Source organism: Pseudomonas sp. S2_B07 (genome assembly GCF_054668435.1).
In genome coordinates this window covers 4,252,304-4,271,104 of the sequence record NZ_CP162769.1, presented here as the reverse complement: position 1 = coordinate 4,271,104, position 18,801 = coordinate 4,252,304, and the positions used below count along the sequence as shown (strand labels likewise).

19 protein-coding genes are annotated in these 18,801 nt (G+C 58.1%); 10 read left to right on the top strand and 9 right to left on the bottom strand.

Annotated elements, in window-relative coordinates; translation table 11 throughout:
- Window positions 1–401: 401 nt before the first annotated feature.
- Window positions 402–1,601 (bottom strand): tyrosine--tRNA ligase, encoded by a 1,200-nt coding sequence (gene tyrS / locus AB4N43_RS19605; RefSeq protein WP_027926761.1) that lies wholly within the window; start codon window positions 1,599–1,601, stop codon window positions 402–404.
- Between the two features lie 213 nt (window positions 1,602–1,814).
- Between tyrS and AB4N43_RS19600 the strand changes: the two genes are divergently transcribed.
- The gene (locus AB4N43_RS19600; protein ID WP_027926760.1) at window positions 1,815–3,227 is read left to right on the top strand and encodes a peptidoglycan DD-metalloendopeptidase family protein; all 1,413 of its coding nucleotides are present in this window, start codon (window positions 1,815–1,817) and stop codon (window positions 3,225–3,227) included.
- A gap of 3 nt (window positions 3,228–3,230) precedes the next feature.
- A complete protein-coding gene (locus AB4N43_RS19595; RefSeq protein WP_027926759.1) occupies window positions 3,231–4,322 on the top strand; it encodes an anhydro-N-acetylmuramic acid kinase in 1,092 nt (363 codons plus the stop codon).
- 69 nt (window positions 4,323–4,391) lie between these two features.
- Here the strand turns inward: AB4N43_RS19595 and erpA are convergent, their stop codons facing one another.
- Together erpA and argC are read right to left on the bottom strand one after the other, a co-directional pair.
- Window positions 4,392–4,742 (bottom strand): iron-sulfur cluster insertion protein ErpA, encoded by a 351-nt coding sequence (gene erpA, locus AB4N43_RS19590; RefSeq protein ID WP_007947969.1) that lies wholly within the window; start codon window positions 4,740–4,742, stop codon window positions 4,392–4,394.
- A gap of 168 nt (window positions 4,743–4,910) precedes the next feature.
- Window positions 4,911–5,945: an N-acetyl-gamma-glutamyl-phosphate reductase gene (gene argC / locus AB4N43_RS19585; protein WP_027926758.1), complete on the bottom strand. Its 1,035-nt coding sequence runs from the start codon at window positions 5,943–5,945 to the stop codon at window positions 4,911–4,913.
- Between the two features lie 135 nt (window positions 5,946–6,080).
- On the opposite strand from argC, the gene hemJ reads away from it, so the two are divergent.
- The 6 genes from hemJ (at window position 6,081) to coq7 (ending at window position 10,597) form a co-directional block, all read left to right on the top strand.
- Entirely contained in the window at window positions 6,081–6,509 is a 429-nt protein-coding gene (hemJ, locus tag AB4N43_RS19580) for a protoporphyrinogen oxidase HemJ (RefSeq protein ID WP_027926757.1), read from the top strand.
- 33 nt (window positions 6,510–6,542) lie between these two features.
- Complete coding sequence (locus AB4N43_RS19575) at window positions 6,543–7,511, top strand: NAD(P)H-dependent flavin oxidoreductase (RefSeq protein WP_027926756.1); 969 nt, start codon at window positions 6,543–6,545, stop codon at window positions 7,509–7,511.
- Between the two features lie 92 nt (window positions 7,512–7,603).
- A complete protein-coding gene (locus tag AB4N43_RS19570; RefSeq protein ID WP_410921279.1) occupies window positions 7,604–8,590 on the top strand; it encodes a DUF805 domain-containing protein in 987 nt (328 codons plus the stop codon).
- 61 nt (window positions 8,591–8,651) lie between these two features.
- Window positions 8,652–9,440, top strand: coding sequence for an SDR family NAD(P)-dependent oxidoreductase (locus tag AB4N43_RS19565; protein WP_027926754.1), 789 nt, complete (start codon window positions 8,652–8,654; stop codon window positions 9,438–9,440).
- A 62-nt stretch (window positions 9,441–9,502) separates the two neighbouring features.
- A complete protein-coding gene (locus AB4N43_RS19560; RefSeq protein ID WP_027926753.1) occupies window positions 9,503–9,841 on the top strand; it encodes a histidine triad nucleotide-binding protein in 339 nt (112 codons plus the stop codon).
- Window positions 9,842–9,949: 108 nt separating this feature from the next.
- Window positions 9,950–10,597 carry a 2-polyprenyl-3-methyl-6-methoxy-1,4-benzoquinone monooxygenase gene (coq7, locus tag AB4N43_RS19555; protein WP_027926752.1) on the top strand — a complete coding sequence of 216 codons (648 nt, stop codon included), beginning with the start codon at window positions 9,950–9,952 and terminating at the stop codon, window positions 10,595–10,597.
- 118 nt (window positions 10,598–10,715) lie between these two features.
- Here coq7 and speD read toward each other — a convergent pair whose 3' ends face one another.
- Window positions 10,716–11,507: an adenosylmethionine decarboxylase gene (gene speD / locus AB4N43_RS19550; RefSeq protein WP_027926751.1), complete on the bottom strand. Its 792-nt coding sequence runs from the start codon at window positions 11,505–11,507 to the stop codon at window positions 10,716–10,718.
- Window positions 11,508–11,745: 238 nt separating this feature from the next.
- Window positions 11,746–12,168: an OsmC family protein gene (locus AB4N43_RS19545; protein WP_007941657.1), complete on the bottom strand. Its 423-nt coding sequence runs from the start codon at window positions 12,166–12,168 to the stop codon at window positions 11,746–11,748.
- Between the two features lie 237 nt (window positions 12,169–12,405).
- On the opposite strand from AB4N43_RS19545, the gene crp reads away from it, so the two are divergent.
- Complete coding sequence (gene crp / locus AB4N43_RS19540; RefSeq protein ID WP_027926750.1) at window positions 12,406–13,050, top strand: cAMP-activated global transcriptional regulator CRP; 645 nt, start codon at window positions 12,406–12,408, stop codon at window positions 13,048–13,050.
- Here crp and AB4N43_RS19535 read toward each other — a convergent pair.
- The 4 genes from AB4N43_RS19535 to AB4N43_RS19520 form a co-directional block, all read right to left on the bottom strand.
- A complete protein-coding gene (locus AB4N43_RS19535; protein WP_027926749.1) occupies window positions 13,047–13,748 on the bottom strand; it encodes a lipoate--protein ligase family protein in 702 nt (233 codons plus the stop codon). The genes crp and AB4N43_RS19535 overlap by 4 nt on opposite strands.
- A gap of 130 nt (window positions 13,749–13,878) precedes the next feature.
- The gene (gene trpC, locus AB4N43_RS19530; protein WP_027926748.1) at window positions 13,879–14,715 is read right to left on the bottom strand and encodes an indole-3-glycerol phosphate synthase TrpC; all 837 of its coding nucleotides are present in this window, start codon (window positions 14,713–14,715) and stop codon (window positions 13,879–13,881) included.
- Entirely contained in the window at window positions 14,712–15,761 is a 1,050-nt protein-coding gene (gene trpD, locus AB4N43_RS19525; RefSeq protein ID WP_027926747.1) for an anthranilate phosphoribosyltransferase, read from the bottom strand. The genes trpC and trpD overlap by 4 nt, the downstream gene beginning before the upstream one ends.
- A gap of 9 nt (window positions 15,762–15,770) precedes the next feature.
- Window positions 15,771–16,364 carry an aminodeoxychorismate/anthranilate synthase component II gene (locus tag AB4N43_RS19520; protein ID WP_007906885.1) on the bottom strand — a complete coding sequence of 198 codons (594 nt, stop codon included), beginning with the start codon at window positions 16,362–16,364 and terminating at the stop codon, window positions 15,771–15,773.
- Between the two features lie 410 nt (window positions 16,365–16,774).
- Between AB4N43_RS19520 and estP the strand changes: the two genes are divergently transcribed.
- Window positions 16,775–18,685, top strand: a complete 1,911-nt coding sequence (gene estP / locus AB4N43_RS19515; RefSeq protein WP_027926746.1) for an esterase EstP — start codon at window positions 16,775–16,777, stop codon at window positions 18,683–18,685.
- Window positions 18,686–18,801: the final 116 nt, after the last annotated feature.

Below are 18,801 nucleotides of genomic sequence, written 5' to 3'. Positions count from 1 at the left end.
TCAGTCTGACTCCACAAGCACCCACACGAATTGCTTGATTCAGTTGTTAAAGAGCGGTTGGTTAAGATCTTTCGTCTCAACCGAGGCGCGCATTCTACAGCAGCCTCTGTTGCTGTCAAGCGGTTATTTTCAGAAGTTTTCAAAGTTTCGCTTGGAAATCTTTAACAACTTCAACCACTTGCGCTTCCGATCACTCGGTAGCGGGAGGCGAATTCTACAGCGTTACACGCTGCTGTCAACACCTCTTTTTCAACTCCTTTCGCGCTTCGATGACCTGAAGCCGCTTGCTGCCGAAAACTGCGTAACTCTTTGTTTACCAAGGAGTTTTCCGTTTCGACTGCGCCGGAAGTGGGGCGAATTATAGACATCCAGAATCTGCCGTCAAGCAATGATTTGCAGCTTTACTCGGATTTCAGCGTAATACGCGCAAATGACTTCTTACCGGCCTGACAAACGTGCGTCGCGCCCAGTACGTATATAAAGGTGCGATCAACCACCTCACCATCTATACGTACACCGCCAGCATTCAACAGGTCACGCGCCACCGCCGAATTCTTCACCAAACCTGCCTTATTAAGAACAGCCGCAATCGGCATATCTTCAGCAGCAGTCAATTCGATCTCAGGCAGATCATCCGGCAGCTCACCCTCCTTCATACGATTGCCTGCTCCACGGTGAGCATTGGCCGCAGCCTCCTCTCCATGGAAACGCGCAACAATCTCTTCAGCCAGCTTGATCTTGATGTCGCGCGGGTTCGCACCAGCCTCGACATCGGCACGGAATACATTGATCTCTTCCATGGAGCGGAAGCTGAGCAATTCGAAGTAACGCCACATCAGTGCATCCGGAATGGAAACCAGCTTGCTGTACATGACACCCGGCGCTTCCTGGATACCGACGTAATTGCCCAGAGACTTGGACATCTTCTTCACGCCATCCAGGCCTTCGAGCAACGGCATAGTCAGAATGCACTGCGGCTCTTGACCGTACCCGCGCTGAAGCTCGCGCCCCATCAACAGGTTGAACTTCTGATCGGTACCGCCCAACTCGACATCTGCACGCAGCGCGACCGAGTCATAACCCTGAACCAGCGGATAGAGGAACTCATGAATCGCGATGGGCTGATTGGTTGTATAGCGCTTGTCGAAATCGTCGCGCTCGAGCATGCGCGCGACCGTGTACTGCGAAGTCAGGCGAATGAAGTCGGCCGGCCCCATCTGATCCATCCAGGTGGAGTTGAACGCAACTTCGGTTTTAGCCGGATCAAGAATCTTGAAGACCTGGGTCTTGTAGGTCTCGGCATTCTCGAGGACCTGCTCGCGGGTAAGCGGCGGACGAGTCGCACTCTTCCCGCTCGGATCACCAATCATTCCGGTGAAGTCACCGATAAGGAAGATCACCTGATGCCCCAGCTCCTGGAACTGGCGCAGCTTATTAATAAGCACGGTGTGACCCAGGTGCAAATCCGGCGCAGTCGGATCGAAGCCAGCCTTAATACGTAGCGGTTGGCCACGTTTGAGCTTCTCGATCAGCTCGGACTCGACCAACAGTTCTTCCGCACCACGTTTAATCAGCGCTAGCTGCTCTTCAACCGACTTCATAACAGACCCGCAAGGCTCGAATTCAAAGGGGACCAACCATACAAGATCACGCGTCAAATACAAAGTTTGGCCGGCGCAATGACGCCAATCCGCCGGCAGAGTGTCCGCGGACTTGCTTCAGAGATGATTTGGTTATATTTTATACAGTTATTTCATCTTCATCATGTCATTCATCTTTTCCAATTCATCTTTTTTCAAAGTCAAAAATCACTTATGACCAAAGAATCGTCTAAAGCGCCACCGCTTTACCCGAAGACCCACCTGCTCGCAGCAAGTGGCATCGCCGCTCTGCTGAGCCTGGCGCTTCTGGTATTCCCTTCCAGCGATGTTGAAGCCAAAAAGACCACCCTGAGTCTTGAACTGGAAACCCCTGCTGATCAACTGTCACAAGAACAAGACGCTGCAGAGGCTGCTCAAGCCACAAATGAACCCGTAGCCTCCCCTTTCGCGCAGATCGAAAACGCCGCCGAAGAACCGCAGGAAACCGCTCAGGCCGCGCCTGTGGTCGAAGAAAAGAAGGCTCCAAACCATAGGGAAGTGATCGTCTCCAAAGGCGATACGCTCTCCACACTGTTTGAGAAAGTTGGCCTCCCGGCCGCTGCGGTGCATGAAATCCTCGCCAGCGACAAGCAAGCCAAGCAGTTCAGTCAGCTTAAACATGGGCAGAAGCTCGAATTCGAACTGGACCCTAAAGGCCAGTTGACCAACCTGCACAGTAAGATCAGCGACGTCGAAAGCATTACCCTGACCAAGAATGACAAGGGTTATGTGTTCAACCGCATCACTGCCAAGCCCACCGTGCGTTCCGCCTACGTTCATGGCGTCATCAACAGCTCGTTGTCGCAATCCGCCGCTCGCGCCGGACTGTCCCACAGCCTGACCATGGACATGGCCAGCGTGTTTGGCTACGACGTCGACTTCGCCCAGGATATTCGCCAGGGTGACGAGTTCGATGTGATCTACGAGCAAAAAGTCGTCAACGGCAAGCCTGTCGGCAACGGCCCGATCCTTTCCGCACGTTTCACCAACCGCGGCAAGACCTACACCGCTGTGCGTTACATCAACAAACAAGGCAACAGCAGCTACTACACGGCTGACGGCAACAGCATGCGCAAAGCGTTCATCCGTACCCCGGTTGATTTCGCCCGCATCAGTTCGAAATTCTCCATGGGCCGCAAGCACCCGATCCTGAACAAAATTCGCGCCCACAAAGGCGTTGACTATGCAGCACCACGGGGCACGCCAATCAAGGCTGCCGGCGACGGTAAAGTATTGTTGGCCGGTCGCCGCGGCGGCTATGGCAACACCGTGATCATCCAGCACGGCGCCACCTACACCACGCTGTATGGCCACATGCAAGGCTTCGCCAAAGGCGTGAAGACTGGAGGCACGGTTAAACAGGGCCAGGTCATCGGCTTCATCGGCACCACCGGGCTCTCCACCGGCCCGCACTTGCACTATGAGTTCCAGGTCAACGGCGTTCACGTCGATCCACTGGGCCAGAAGTTGCCAATGGCCGATCCGATCGCCAAGGCTGAGCGCTCGCGCTTCCTCGCGCAGAGCCAGCCGCTGATGGCGCGCATGGATCAAGAGAAGGCCACCCTGCTGGCTTCGAGCAAGCGCTAAGCCATGACGCTCTATATTGGTGTGATGTCCGGAACCAGTCTCGATGGCCTGGACATCGCGCTGGTTGAGCTCTCCCCGGCGATCAAACTGATCGCCACGCACTACATTCCCATGCCGGAGTCCCTGCGCACCGAGCTGCTTGGCTTGTGCGCCAGCGGCCCGGACGAGATTGCCCGCTCCGCCATCGCCCAACAAAACTGGGTAAGACTGGCGGCCCAGGGCATTCACTCCCTGCTCGATCAACAAAACCTGAAGCCCGAAGACATTCGCGCGATTGGCAGCCACGGCCAGACCATTCGCCACGAACCGGCGCGCGGCTTTACCGTGCAGATCGGCAACCCCGCCCTGCTGACCGAGTTGACCGGCATCACCGTAGTCAGTGACTTCCGCAGCCGCGATGTGGCCGCAGGCGGGCAAGGTGCTCCGCTGGTTCCCGCCTTCCACGAAGCCTTGTTTGATGAAAGCGCAGGTCATCGCGCGGTGTTGAATGTGGGCGGATTCAGCAACCTTAGCCTGATTGAACCCGGTAAACCGGTTGCGGGTTTCGACTGCGGTCCGGGCAATGTGCTGCTGGATGCCTGGATTCACCAGCAGCGCGGCGACAACTTCGATCGTGACGGCCAATGGGCCGCCAGCGGCAACGTCGAACCGGATCTGCTCAATGAATTGCTCAGCGATCCCTTCTTCGTGACCAAAGGCCCAAAAAGTACTGGCCGCGAAGTGTTCAACCTGCCCTGGCTGACACAGCATTTGTCGAAGCTACCGACCTTCGCCGCCGAAGACGTGCAAGCCACGCTGCTCGAACTCACCGCGCTGACCATCGCTGAGTCACTGCAACACGCCCAGTCGAACACTCAAGAACTGCTGGTCTGCGGCGGCGGCGCGCACAATACGACGCTGATGAAGCGCTTGGCCGGCTTGCTGCCGAATGCGCAAGTCAGCAGCACCGCCACTCACGGTGTAGACCCCGACTGGGTTGAAGCCATGGCTTTCGCCTGGCTGGCCCATTGCTGCCTCGAAGGCATCGCCGCCAACCGCCCAAGCGTCACCGGCGCCCGCGGCCAGCGCGTACTCGGTGCGATCTACCCCGCATAAACCCCAGACAGCAAAACGCCGCATAACCCACAAGGTCCTGCGGCGTTTTACAGTGTGCTGAAGGTGCGATCAGATCGAGAATGAAGAACCGCAGCCACAGGTAGTGCTGGCGTTCGGGTTCTTGATCACGAAACGCGAACCTTCCAGACCTTCCTGATAATCCACCTCGGCGCCTGCCAGGTACTGGAAGCTCATCGGGTCCACGACCAGGCTCACGCCCTCGCGCTCGACGATGGTGTCGTCATCGGCCACTTCTTCATCGAAGGTGAAGCCGTACTGAAAACCTGAACAACCGCCGCCCGTAACGAATACGCGCAGCTTCAAGCGATCATTCCCCTCTTCATCGACCAGGCTCTTCACCTTGTGCGCGGCACCGTGGGTGAATTGCAAAGCCGTGGGGGTGAAGGATTCGACGCTCATGCTGACTATCTCCCGGCGTTACGCCGCCATAATGCGTGATGACGCGCATTATCCGCTTCTCCTAGAAAATCGGTCAACTATTGTTACGGTATATCAATCAAGCAAACTGTCCGACCAGAATGCAAAAAGGCCCATTCAATGGGCCTTTTTGCTCTCCGCGATTGCGCCTTACGGCAGCATGCCGGCGTGGGATAAGCCGAAGCGCTCGTCCAGGCCGAACAGAATGTTCATGTTCTGCACCGCCTGACCCGACGCGCCTTTGACCAGGTTGTCGATCACAGACAGCACGACGACCAGGTCGCCATCTTGCGGACGATGCACGGCAATACGGCACACATTGGCCCCGCGCACGCTGCGGGTTTCCGGGTGGCTGCCGGCTGGCATTACATCGACGAACGGTTCATTGGCGTAGCGCTTTTCAAACAACGCTTGCAGATCGACTGAGCGATCCACGACGGTTGCGTAAAGCGTCGAGTGAATGCCGCGAATCATTGGCGTCAGGTGCGGAACGAAGGTCAGGCCGACGTCCTTGCCTGCTGCACGACGCAGCCCTTGGCGGATTTCCGGCAAGTGACGGTGACCTTTCACCGAATAAGCCTTCATGCTTTCCGACGTTTCGGAGTACAGCGATCCTACAGAGGCGCCACGACCCGCTCCGCTGACACCGGATTTGCAGTCAGCGATCAAGCGCGTGGTATCCGCCAGGCCCGCTTCGAGCAGTGGCAGGAAACCCAATTGGGTAGCGGTCGGGTAGCAACCTGGCACCGCGATCAGGCGAGCCTCCTTGATCTGTTCACGATTGACTTCCGGCAAACCGTAAACCGCCTCTTCCAGCAGTTCCGGAGCACCGTGCGGCTGGCCGTACCACTTGGCCCACTCAACAGAGTCCTGCAGACGAAAGTCCGCTGACAGGTCGATGACCTTGGTCCCGGCTGCCAGCAGTTCGCCCGCCAACGCATGGGCAACGCCGTGTGGTGTGGCAAAGAACACCACGTCGCAAGCACCCAATGTCTTGATGTCCGGAACGCTGAACGCCAGGCCGTCGTAATGGCCTCGCAGGTTCGGGTACATGTCGGCCACGGCCAGGCCAGCCTCGGATCGGGAAGTGATCACTACCACTTCAGCTTGCGGATGCTGTGCCAACAGACGCAGCAGTTCGACACCGGTGTAACCCGTGCCGCCGACGATACCGACCTTGACCATAAACCTGCCCTCAACGAACCCACTGGAAAGCCGTCGATAATAGGGTGCGTATCGTCCTGCGACAACCGGCAAGGTGACGTGCGGCCGCTCAAGCCTCTACTATCCGGGCTACCGTGAACCTGGGAATAACTAAAAATGCTCTATTTGTGGCTCAAAGCGTTTCATATCGTCAGCATGGTCTGCTGGTTTGCCGGCCTGTTCTACCTGCCGCGCCTGTTCGTCTATCACGCACAGAGCGAGGACACGGTCAGCAAGGAACGCTTCAGCGTCATGGAGCGCAAGCTGTACCGAGGCATCATGGGCCCGGCGATGATCGCCACCCTGATCTTCGGCATTGCGCTGATCGCCCTCAATCCGAGCATCTTCAGTCAAGGCGCATGGATTCACGCCAAACTGACCCTGGTGGTGATCCTGATCGGCTACCACCACATGTGCGGTGCGCAGGTGAAGCGCTTTGCCCGTGGCGAAAACACCCGCAGCCATGTCTTTTATCGCTGGTTCAATGAAGTCCCGGTTCTGATATTGCTGGCTATCGTCATTCTGGTCGTCGTTCGGCCGTTCTAACTTTAATACGCACCACTTTCCGGGGTACTTCCAATGTCGCTGCCCGCTCTGCTCGAACAACGTTTGCGTCTGCCGGTCGTGGCTGCGCCGATGTTCCTGATTTCCAATCCGCAATTGGTGCTCGCCTGCTGCCGTAATGGCGTGGTGGGCAGTTTCCCCGCGCTCAACCAGCGCGAGAGCAGCGGGTTCAAGGCCTGGCTGGAAGAGATCGAGGCAGGCCTGGCGATACTGGAGAACCCGGCCCCTTATGCGGTCAACCTGATCGTCCACAACAGCAACCCACGCCTGCAAGCGGACCTGGCGATCTGCATCGAGCACAAAGTGCCGATTGTGATTACCAGTCTCGGTGCAGTGAAAGAAGTGGTCGACGCCGTGCACAGCTATGGTGGCCTGGTGTTCCACGACGTGACGACTCGCCGCCACGCGGAAAAAGCCGCCGAGGCTGGTGTGGACGGGTTGATCGCCGTGGCTGCGGGCGCCGGTGGCCACGCTGGCACCTGGAGTCCGTTCTCGCTGATTGCCGAAATTCGTCAGTTCTTCGACAAGACGCTGTTGCTGGCCGGCTGCCTGAACCATGGCCACGAGATTCTCGCGGCACAATTGCTCGGTGCGGATTTGGCCTACTTCGGTACGCGATTTATCGGCACCACTGAAAGTCATGCGCCTGACGCATACAAAGAAATGTTGCTGACTTCCAGGGCGGCGGACATCGTCCATACTCCTGCGGTGTCCGGCATACCGGCAAGTTTCATGCGCCAAAGCCTGGAAGCCGCCGGTTTCGACATGGCGGCCTTGCAAAACAAGGGTGAGGTCAACTTCGGTTCCAAACTGAAACCGGTCAGCGACGAAGCCAAAGCCTGGAAAACCGTGTGGTCTGCGGGTCAGGGCGTTGGGGAAATCGATGATTTGCCGAGTGTCGATCAATTGGTCGCACGGCTGGACGCGGAATACCGCAAGGCACTGGATCTGGCGGCACAGCTGCCAAAACGCTGGCCGCGCTGAGAGGAAAGTTTTGGCCAGCCCAACCCGGCTGGCCTTACACTCTGTAGCTGCAACACTTCTAACTCAAACACTCGCGACAAGGATGCCTCGCAATGAGCGAAAACCGTTTCAAGATCGTATTCGACGGCGCTCTGCTGCCAGGCGTCGACCTCACGACCGCCAAGCAGAATCTCGCCGCGCTGTACAAAAGCGAAGTCGCTGCGGTTGAACGGCTGTTCACCGGCAAGACCGTCACGCTCAAGCAGGATCTGTCGCACGTCGACGCACAAATTTACCTGCAGGCGCTGACGAAAACCGGCATCAATGCACGGATCGAAAGCGAGTCATCTATCGAGCTGAACCTGGCCGACGCGCACGAACACGCTCCCGCCAGGCCCCAGCCTGTCTTCGCCGAACCAGCCTCCCCCTACGCTCCGCCTCAGGCCAGCGTCGGCGAAAGCCTGCCGGCGTTCGCCACACTTAAGCCGTTCAGTGTCGAAGGTCGCATCGGACGCTTGCGTTATCTGGCGTGGACGATGGCCCTGACCCTTGTCTTGCTCGCCGTCGGTTCGGTCCTGGCCATCCTGGCGTTCGCGATTATCAGTGCCGATTCGACGGCAGGCTTGATCATCGGCGGTCTGGTCGCGTTCATTCTGTTCATTGCAGTGGCGGTCGTCAGTATCCAGTTCAGTGTTCAACGCTTGCACGACATCGGCTGGTCCGGCTGGCTATGGCTGTTGAACCTCGTCCCGTTCGTAGGCAGTTTCTTCCCGCTGGTGATTATGGTCGCCCCAGGCACCAACATCGCCAACCGCTACGGCCCGCCACCTCCGCCCAATACTACGGCGGTCAAAGTGCTTTCTTCGTTGTGGGTTGTGTTTATCGCCATCGTCATCGTGGGAGCTCTGGCCGGCGGTTACAGTGCGATTCAGGAAGAATACGAAAGCACCACGACAAGCAGCTACGACAGCGGCTCGGTGACCACCGAAGACGTTGAAGTCGAACCGGCCGAAGCAGCCGAAGCAGCCGAACCCGCACCGGATTCTGCAGACGATGAAGCCGAAGAAGCCCCGGCCCCTGTAGACTCTGCGAAAGAATAAACAGCGCTCCCCGCCCGTGACACCTGCGTCGCGGCGCGGAGCTGTTGCGATGGAGAACTGCATGACCCGTTACGCTCTGATCACTGGCGCTTCCAGCGGTATCGGCCTGGCGATGGCCGAAGCGCTGGCCCGCCGTGGCCGCAGCCTGATTCTGGTGGCCCGACAGCGTGATCAGCTGGAAAGTATTGCGATTGAACTGACTCAACGTTTTGGCGTGGAAGTGCTGTTCCGTGCCTGTGACCTTGGCGAGCCACTACGCCTGTCGGGCTTTCTGCTGGAACTGGAGGAAGGTGACCGGCAGATTGATCTGCTGGTCAACTGCGCCGGCATGGGCACCTGCGGTCCCTTTCTCGCTCAAGACTGGATGACCGAGCAGGACCTGATCGAAGTGAACATTCTGGCGCTCACCCGCCTCTGCCACGCCATCGGAAATTCCATGGCCTTGCAGGGTGGCGGGCAGATCCTCAATGTCGCCTCGGTCGCTGCGTTCCTTCCCGGCCCGTGGATGAGTACCTACTACGCGAGCAAGGCGTACGTGCTGCATTTTTCCGAAGGCTTGCGCGTCGAACTGAAGAAATGCGCGGTCAAGGTCTCGGTGCTGTGCCCCGGCCCGACGCGCACCGGTTTCTTCCGTACCGCGCAATTGGACACTGGCAAACTGACCAACAGCAAAATGCTCATGAGTCCTGAAGAAGTGGCGCTCTATACCGTACGCGCCCTGGAGAAAAATCGCGCCATCATCATCCCCGGCCGACGCAACCGCTGGCGCGCCTTCCTGCCACGGCTCGGCTCGCGCTGGCTGAATCGGACTATCGCCGGCATGGTCAACAAGGTTTACTGCCCACGCTGAATGGTCCTTCGGTAAAACCATGGGTACACTCAGGCCAGCCAAAAACAACGGAGAAAACAGCTGTGGATACTCTGTTCACCAAGATCATCAACCGGGAAATCCCGGCCAAGATCATTTACGAGGACGACCAGGTACTGGCCTTCCACGATATCGCCCCACAGGCACCTGTGCATTTTTTGGTGATCCCAAAGAAACCGGTGCGCACCCTTAACGAACTCACCGAGGACGACAAGGCGCTGGCCGGGCATATTCTGTTCACCGCACAGCGTCTGGCGCTGGAACTGGGTTGCGAAAAAGGTTTCCGCGTTGTCATGAACTGCAATGAAGAAGGTGGGCAGACTGTCTATCACATTCATATGCACGTGCTGGGTCAGCGTCAGATGCACTGGCCGCCGGGCTGATTGCCGGCTGCTCCAGGGGAGTGGCCAGCCACTCCCGCATGACCCAGCTCAAACCTTCCCCGGCCGATTGGGTTAAACTGGCCGCCGAGATTTTTCCCGGAGGTCAGCATGACTACCCAACGTCACTACTCGCCGATTGACCGTCTTCTGCTGCAAGCCGATGCCGCCATGCGCACCCTGCTGCCCTTCAGTGGCCAGCCTTACCGCCCGTCGCCGGCCATCGTCCAGCCCGATGCAAAATTGAGCGATGAGGACACCCGGCACGTTGCCGGCCTGATGCGCATCAACCATACCGGTGAAGTCTGCGCCCAGGCGTTGTATCAAGGGCAAGCCCTGACCGCCAAGCTCCCGCATGTGCGCGCCGCCATGGAACATGCTGCCGAAGAAGAAATCGACCATCTGGTCTGGTGCGAGCAACGCATTCATCAGTTGGGCAGCCATACCAGCATTCTTAACCCGCTGTTCTACGGCATGTCCTTCGGGATTGGCGCAGTGGCCGGGTTGATTAGCGACAAAGTCAGCCTCGGTTTTGTTGCCGCTACTGAACATCAAGTGTGCAAGCACTTGAATGAACACCTGGAGCAATTGCCGGCGGAGGACGAAAAGTCCCGGGCGATTCTTGAGCAGATGCGTATTGATGAAGAACATCACGCTGAGAGTGCGCTGGATGCGGGCGGGTTCCGTTTTCCGGCACCGGTGAAGTTCGGGATGAGTTTGTTGGCCAAGGTGATGACCAAGAGTACTTATCGGATCTGATAGATGCACTGCCCCGGAGGGCCCTATCGCGAGCAGGCTCGCTCCTACAGGGTTCTTCGTTTCAGCCATAAAAAAGGCGACTGCCGTGAGGGAGTCGCCTTTTTTGTGTTCGAGAATCTTACGCCATATTGCGTGCGTAGAAGATTTCGAGCATTTCGTGCTTCACACGCTCAGTCACCTGGGCACGTTGCTCAGAGGACAGGTTGCTGGTGGCGTCACCGAACAGGTAGTTATCCAGTTCGAAGTTCTTCAACAGCATTTTGGTGTGGAACAGGTTTTCCTGGTACACGTTCACGTCGGTCATCTGGTACGCGTCGCGGGTGTCGTCGGACAGGTAGTTCTGGATCGAATTGATCTCGTGGTCGATGAAGTGCTTTTTGCCTTCAACGTCACGGGTGAAACCGCGCACACGATAATCCACGGTCACGATGTCCGAATCGAACTGGTGAATCAGGAAGTTGAGTGCTTTCAACGGTGAGATGACACCACAGGTCGACACGTCAATGTCCACACGGAACGTTGCAATACCGTCCACCGGATGGATTTCCGGGTAGGTGTGCACCGTGATGTGGCTCTTGTCGAGGTGGGCCAGGATAATTTCAGGCAGCGGGCCCGGGGACTCTTCGATCTGGCTGTCGGTCGGGGTTACCGGCTCTTCAGAGATCAGAATCGTGACGCTGGCGCCCTGTGGTTCGTAGTCCTGACTGGCAATGTTCAGGATGTTGGCACCAATGATATCGACAACTTCCGTGAGGATCTGCGTCAGGCGTTTCGCGTTGTACTCTTTATTGATGTACTCAACGTAAGCCTGTTGGTCTTGCGGGGTTTCCGCGTAGCAGATGTCATAGATGTTGAAGCTCAAGGTCTTTGTCAGGTTATTGAACCCGTGGAGCTTGAGTTTGCTTTTCACCGTTAAAAACTCTCTATGTATTGCGGCCTGGCCGCGTGATCAAGCATGCCCGTCAAATGCGAACAACGCACCTGCGTAGGACGGTTAACACCTCTTCGCGATGGCGATTTTGGTTGTCAGTTCGGGGGCGCGGCCTGTCGGTTGACGGACCACTACCCTGAAAAAAGTGGCGCATTATGCAGACGTCAGCTTGGGTTCGCCAGAGTCTGCACCGCTTTTATGATAGTTGAATGTCGGCTCAACCGAGTTCGATGATCTCGTAGTCGTGGGTAATCGCCACGCCAGCGGCGCCCAACATGATCGAGGCCGAGCAATACTTCTCCGCCGACAGCTCAATGGCGCGCTTGACCTGGGCTTCTTTCAGCCCGCGGCCCTTGACCACGAAGTGCATGTGAATCTTGGTGAAGACCTTCGGGTCCTCGGTCGCACGCTCGGCTTCAAGGAAGGCTTCGCAGCTTTCAACGGCCTGACGGGACTTCTTGAGGATGCTGACCACGTCGAAATTGCTGCAACCGCCGACACCCAGCAGGAGCATTTCCATCGGCCGGACACCCAGGTTGCGACCGCCGGCATCGGGCGGACCGTCCATGACCACGACATGACCGCTGCCGGATTCACCGAGGAACATGGCTTCGCCAGCCCATTGGATGCGTGCCTTCATCGCCAAGACTCCACTGTCTAAAAAAGGGACGCCAGCTTAGCACAGGGCCCCTGATTGACAGCGTTTCACCTTCCTAGGACGCAGGTGTCCAAGCCGTAGGTAAATTCTCAAATATTGCAGGAAGTGTCTGTTAAGCTGACGCCAATTCGCTGGCGCATAGCCAGCTTTGCCTCGACCCTAGTCAGCAGCTCATAAGAAAACCAAACACACACCGTGACGTCTTTTCGGGATACAACCATGGTTGCTATTACCCCAATACCCAAAATCAAAAACCTCGACAAGCTGTTGATGCATTGCCAACGCCGTCGCTATGCGGCCAAGAGCAACATCATTTGCGCGGGTGATCGCTCGGAAACCCTGTTTTTCATCATCAAAGGCTCGGTCACGATCCTGATCGAGGACGACGATGGTCGTGAAATGATCATCGCCTACCTGAACGCCGGGGACTTTTTCGGTGAGTTGGGTCTGTTCGAACAGGCTGGCCTGGAACAGGCACGCAGCGCCTGGGTGCGCGCGAAGATCGAATGCGAAGTCGCGGAAATCAGCTACGCGAAATTCCGCGAGCTGTCCCAGCAAGACCCGGACATTCTTTACGTCCTCAGCGGACAAATCGCACAACGTCTGCGCAACACCACGCGCAAGGTCGGCGACCTGGCGTTCTTCGATGTGACCGGACGCGTCGCTCGTTGCCTGCTGGAACTGTGCAAGCAGCCGGATGCGATGACTCACCCGGACGGCATGCAGATCAAAGTGACCCGCCAGGAAATCGGACGGATTGTCGGTTGCTCGCGTGAAATGGTCGGCCGCGTGCTCAAGGATCTGGAGGAACGCAACCTGGTGGACGTCAAAGGCAAGACCATGGTGGTCTTCGGTACGCGCTAAGCCTTGAACAGGTCTGCCAGCAATTGGCGATAAAGCGCGTCGAGCCGCCCGAGTGCATCGGGCGCGGCGAACTTCTCATGCAGGGCGATGTGGCTTTCGGCGCGAACCCGCTGTTCCAGGCCGCAGGCTTCATTGAAACGATTGACCGCCGCAACCATCGATTCCCGCTCGTTATCCAGCAACAACGCACCATGCACCAATCCCACCGGACGCGTGCCGCCCTTGCTCTGGCGCCAACGCTGAGCTGTGCCGACCATCTTGCGGCCATCAAGGTTGACGTTGAAACGGCCATCGCAGAACGCGCCTTCGATTTCGCCGAGGGACGACACGCCGCCCAGCTCATCCAACAACTGGCAGATAGGATCGCAGAGTCGGTGATAGGCGGTTTCGATGCGGTTTTGGTCGCCTTCGCTGCGTGGCGGTGCGTAGACCAATGCGATGTTGAGGGTGGATGCCGATTGCGGCACGGGCTCACCGCCGGTTTCACGCAAGAGCACGGGCCAACCGGCAGCGGCCGAGACTTCGCACGCAGCTTCGAAACCGGATAAGCGGTTCAGGCGTCGGGGCATGACCAGGGCGCGGTCATTGGGTTGCCAGAACAGCAGGCCTAATTCCGAATCTCCGGTGCAGACCGCTGCCAGCAAGTCTTGTTCGGCTTGCAGGCCGGCTTCGACAGTCAAAGAGACGATTGAGGTCATAAGGCATTCCGTTGGACTTGAAGTCTGAGGTGCTATTTATGCCGCCATCGCGAGCAAGCTCGGCTCCTACATGGGTTCTCCTGCAGGAGCCGAGCTTGCTCGCGATAGGGTCGACTCGGTCTGCGTGTAATCAGTCGAGTGTAGAACCACTCACCGCAGTACCGCGCTCCGGAAAGAACAGTCGCTGCAACTCGGTCCCCGGGCTTTCGGCACGCATGAACGCTTCGCCGACCAGGAACGCATACACGTCGCTGATTTCCATCAATTCGACATCCGCACGGTTGAGGATGCCGCTTTCGGTAATCACCAGGCGATCACGAGGGATGCGCGGCAACAGGTCGAGGGTGGTTTCCAGGCTGACATCGAACGTGTGCAGGTTGCGGTTGTTGATGCCGACCAGCGGAGTGTCGAGGGTTTTCAAGGCCCGCTCCAGCTCGTCGCCGTCGTGAACTTCTACCAGCACATCGAGGCCGACACCTTTTGCCACGGCAGCCAGCTCGGCCATTTTCACGTCATCCAGTGCGGAGACGATCAACAACACGCAATCGGCGCCCAGCGCACGGGCTTCGACGATCTGATAAGGATCGATCATGAAATCCTTGCGGATCACCGGCAGTTTGCACGCCGCCCGGGCTTGTTGCAGATACGCATCGGCGCCCTGGAAGTAATCGATATCGGTCAGCACCGACAAACACGTCGCGCCGCCCTTCTCGTAGCTTTCGGCGATGTCGGCAGGAACGAAGTTCTCGCGGATCACGCCCTTGCTCGGCGAAGCTTTCTTGATTTCGGCAATCACCGCCGGTTGCTTGCGCTTGGCCTGCGCCAACAATGCCTGGGCGAAACCACGGGGTGCATCGGCCGCCTTGGCCAGACTTTCCAGCTCGGCCAGGCTCACACGAGCGCTACGCTCGGCGACTTCCTGGACCTTGCGCGCCAGAATGTTTTCCAGAACCGTCGGTACACTCATCCCTCATTCTCCACTCGAAATACCGCGGTAAATGCACCCAACTCCTCGAGTTTCTCCCGAGCAAGACCGGTGTGCAGCGCGTCGTGCGCCAGGGCAACGCCCTCTTTCAAACTGGTGGCATGGTCAGCGGCATACAGGGCGGCACCGGCATTGAGCATGATCATTTCGGCGGCTTTCAGACCGCTTTCGGTTTTGCGTTTGCCCAACGCATCGCGAATCAATTCCAGCGAGGCCGCCGGGCTTTCCACGGCCAGGCCATGCAGGCTCTGGCTCTTCATGCCCAGGTCTTCAGGCTCGACCCAATACTCGCTGATCTGGTCGTTCTTCAATTCCGCCACGAAGGTCGGCGCGGCCAGGCTGAATTCGTCCAGGCCATCTTTCGAATGCACCACCAGCACGTGCTTGCTGCCCAATCGCTGCAGGACTTCGGCCAATGGCCGGCACAGCGCCTGGTTGAACACGCCCACCACCTGATGTTTCACACCGGCCGGATTCGTAAGCGGGCCGAGCATGTTGAACAAGGTACGCAGGCCTAGATCCTTGCGCGGACCGGCGGCGTACTTCATGGCGCTGTGGTGAGTCTGGGCGAACATGAAACCGATGCCGACGTTGTCAATGCAACGCGCGACTTGAACCGGAGTCAGGTTCAGGTAGATCCCCGCCGCTTCCAGCAGATCGGCGCTGCCGCTTTTGCCCGAGACCGCACGGTTACCGTGCTTGGCCACGGTGCAACCGGCCGCCGCAACCACGAAAGCGGAAGCGGTCGACACGTTGAAAATGTTGGCACCGTCACCGCCGGTGCCGACCACGTCGACGACGCTGTCGAGGGTCTTGAGTTCGACCTTGTCCGCCAGCTCGCGCATGACCGACACGGCGCCGACGATTTCGTCGATGCTCTCGCTCTTCATGCGCATGGCCATCATGAATGCGCCGATCTGCGCATCTGTGCATTGGCCGGTCATGATTTCGCGCATCACATCACGCATTTCATCGGTGCTGAGGTCGAGGTGATCGACGATACGGCCCAGGGCTGTCTTGATATTCATGAAAGGTCCTTAGCGCGTGCCGCCGGTTTGTTTGAGGAAGTTAGCGAACAGTTCGTGGCCCTGCTCGGTCAGGATCGACTCAGGGTGGAACTGCACGCCTTCGATGTTCAGGGTTTTGTGGCGCAGGCCCATGATCTCGTCGACCGAGCCGTCTTCAAGCTGGGTCCAGGCGGTCAGCTCCAGGCAGTCGGGCAAGGTTTCACGCTTGACGATCAGCGAATGGTAGCGGGTGACCGTCAATGGACGATTCAGGCCTTCAAATACGCCCTTGTCCTCGTGGAATACCGGGCTAGTCTTACCGTGCATCACTTGACGGGCGCGCACCACATCACCACCAAAGGCCTGGCCGATGGACTGGTGGCCGAGGCAGACGCCAAGAATCGGCAGCTTGCCGGCGAAATGCTTGATCGCTTCAATCGATATCCCCGCTTCGGTCGGGGTGCAAGGACCGGGGGACACCACAATGCGCTCTGGGTTGAGGGCTTCGATTTCAGCGATGGTCAGTTCATCGTTGCGCACGACTTTGACCTGGGAGCCGAGCTCACCGAGGTACTGCACAACGTTGTAGGTAAAGGAGTCGTAGTTATCGATCATCAGCAACATGGCGTTTTTGAACCTCTTGAATTCACTGACTTTAAAGACAGCCTTCGAATGATTGACCCGCAGAGCGCTGCGCTTTGTCAGGTGCCGGGGTAGCGCCAGCAAAGCGGCATTTCAAACGGGTAAAGAAGGCAAAGCGGTACAGGTCCGGCGGAACCGGCAAAAGAATTCAGGCGCGCCAACGCCAGCGGGCGTGTGCCTTGATGACTTGATCCAGGAGTTTACTGATGATCAACACGGGGAAGGTCTCATTCATACGTCTCGGCACAGTAACTTAGCTGGGCAGAGCGTGCAATATGGCCGGGGCTGCTGCTCGCGAAACTCTCAAAGGCTTCGCGACGGATGGCAAAAGGCCGGACGTTTTTGGTACTGTCGTTTCGTTCTCCTAAAACAATAAATAAACGGACTTGCTCATGATCAAACAGACGTTGTTTGTACCGCTCGCAGGATGCTTGCTCGCCATGGCCTGCGCTCAAGCGTACGCCGCACCGAATCCGTACACCCATTTCGTCGTCTTCGGCGACAGCCTCAACGATGCCGGCACCTTTGCCGACACCGGCGGGCCTGCCGGAGCGACTCAGCGGTATACCAACCGGACGGGACCGGTTTATCTGGATGGCAGCGGCGAAGTCCGCTCGCTCAACTCCACGCAGATTCTCGGTGGCAAACTGGGGTACACCGCGGACCAGACCGCTTCATCGTCTTCGGCGGTGCGCGCCAGCAATGGCCAGCCCGATGGCAACAACTGGGCCGTCGGCGGTTATCGCACCGATCAGATTCTCGATTCGATCACCAGCACGTCCGCCACCGGCGATCGCACCCGTGCCGGATACTTGCCATCGAACAACTTCCGGGCTGACCCGAACGCGCTGTATTACCTGTCGGGTGGCGGCAACGACTTCCTGCAAGGGCGCGTGACCAGCCTGCCCCAGGCCAGCGCCGCCGCCGATCGACTGGCCAACAGCGTGCAGACGCTGCAAACCGCCGGAGCCAAATACATCATGGTCTGGCTGCTGCCCGACATCGGCCTGACGCCGGCAATCAACGGCAGCCCGCTGCAAGCGTTCACCTCACAGCTCAGCGCCCAGTTCAACACGGAGCTGGTGAGCAGACTGCAGAACATCAATGCCGAAGTGATCCCGCTGAACATTCCGGTGTTGCTCAATGAGGCGTTCGCCAATCCGGCGCAGTTCGGCTTGGCGACGGACCAGAACCTGACCGCGACCTGCTTCAGCGGTAGCGGCTGCACCGAGAACACCCGTTACGGCATCAACAGCGCCACCCCCGACCCGACCAAGCTGATCTACAACGACTCGGTGCACCCGACCGAAGCCGGGCAACGCCTGATTGCCGATTACGCGTATTCGCTGTTGTCGGCGCCGTGGGAGCTGACGCTGCTGCCGCAAATGGCCCAAGGCACCTTGCGCGCGCACCAGGATGAACTGCGCAACCAATGGCTGGCCGATTGGGAAAACTGGCAAGGCGTCGGCCAATGGCGCGCCATTGTTTCCGGCGGTGGCCAGCATCAGGACTTTGATGGTCAGGACAGCGTCGTCAGCGCCGACGGCAATGGTTACAACCTGAACATCGGCGGCAGCTATCGCCTCGACGATGCCTGGCGCGTGGGCGTGGCGGCCGGTTTCTATAACCAGAAACTCGAAGCCGGGACGAACGACTCCGACTACAAGCTCAACACTTACCTGGGCACCGCATTCGCCCAATACCAACAAAATCGTATATGGGCTGACATGGCGTTGACCGCCGGGCATCTGGACTACGACAGCCTCAAGCGTAAATTCCAGCTGGGCGCCAACGAGCGCAGCGAGAAAGGCGACACCAGTGGCTTCGTCGAAGCCTTCAGCGCCCGCATCGGCTATGACATCGCCCAACAGGCCAGCAGCCCTTGGCACCTGTCGCCGTTTGTCAGCGCCGACTTCTCCAAGGTCAAAGTCGATGGTTATTCAGAGGACGGCAATGATTCCACAGCGCTGACCTATGGCGATCAGGACAGTATTTCTCGCCGCCTCGGCATCGGTTTGCAGGGCAAATACCAGATCACCCCACAAACCCAGGTATTCGGTGAAATGGCTCACGAGCGTGAGTACAACGACGATACCCAGGACGTGGCGATCAACCTCAACACCCTGCCAAACAACCAGTTCACGCTGGAAGGCTACACCCCGCAAACCAACCTGAACCGGGTGAACCTGGGGGTGAGCCACAACCTCACCAAGGAACTGGCACTGCGCGCCAGCTATAACATTCGCAAGGATGACGACTTTACCCAGCAAGGGATTAATTTAGGGGTTGCGTTGGACTTCTAACTCGATCGGCCATAAAAAACGCGGCGCCTTCACAGGCGCCGCGTTTTTTTGGGTGTTCGCACGCCCCCTTGTAGGAGTGAGCCTGCTCGCGATGGCGATAGGCCAGGCGACATCTA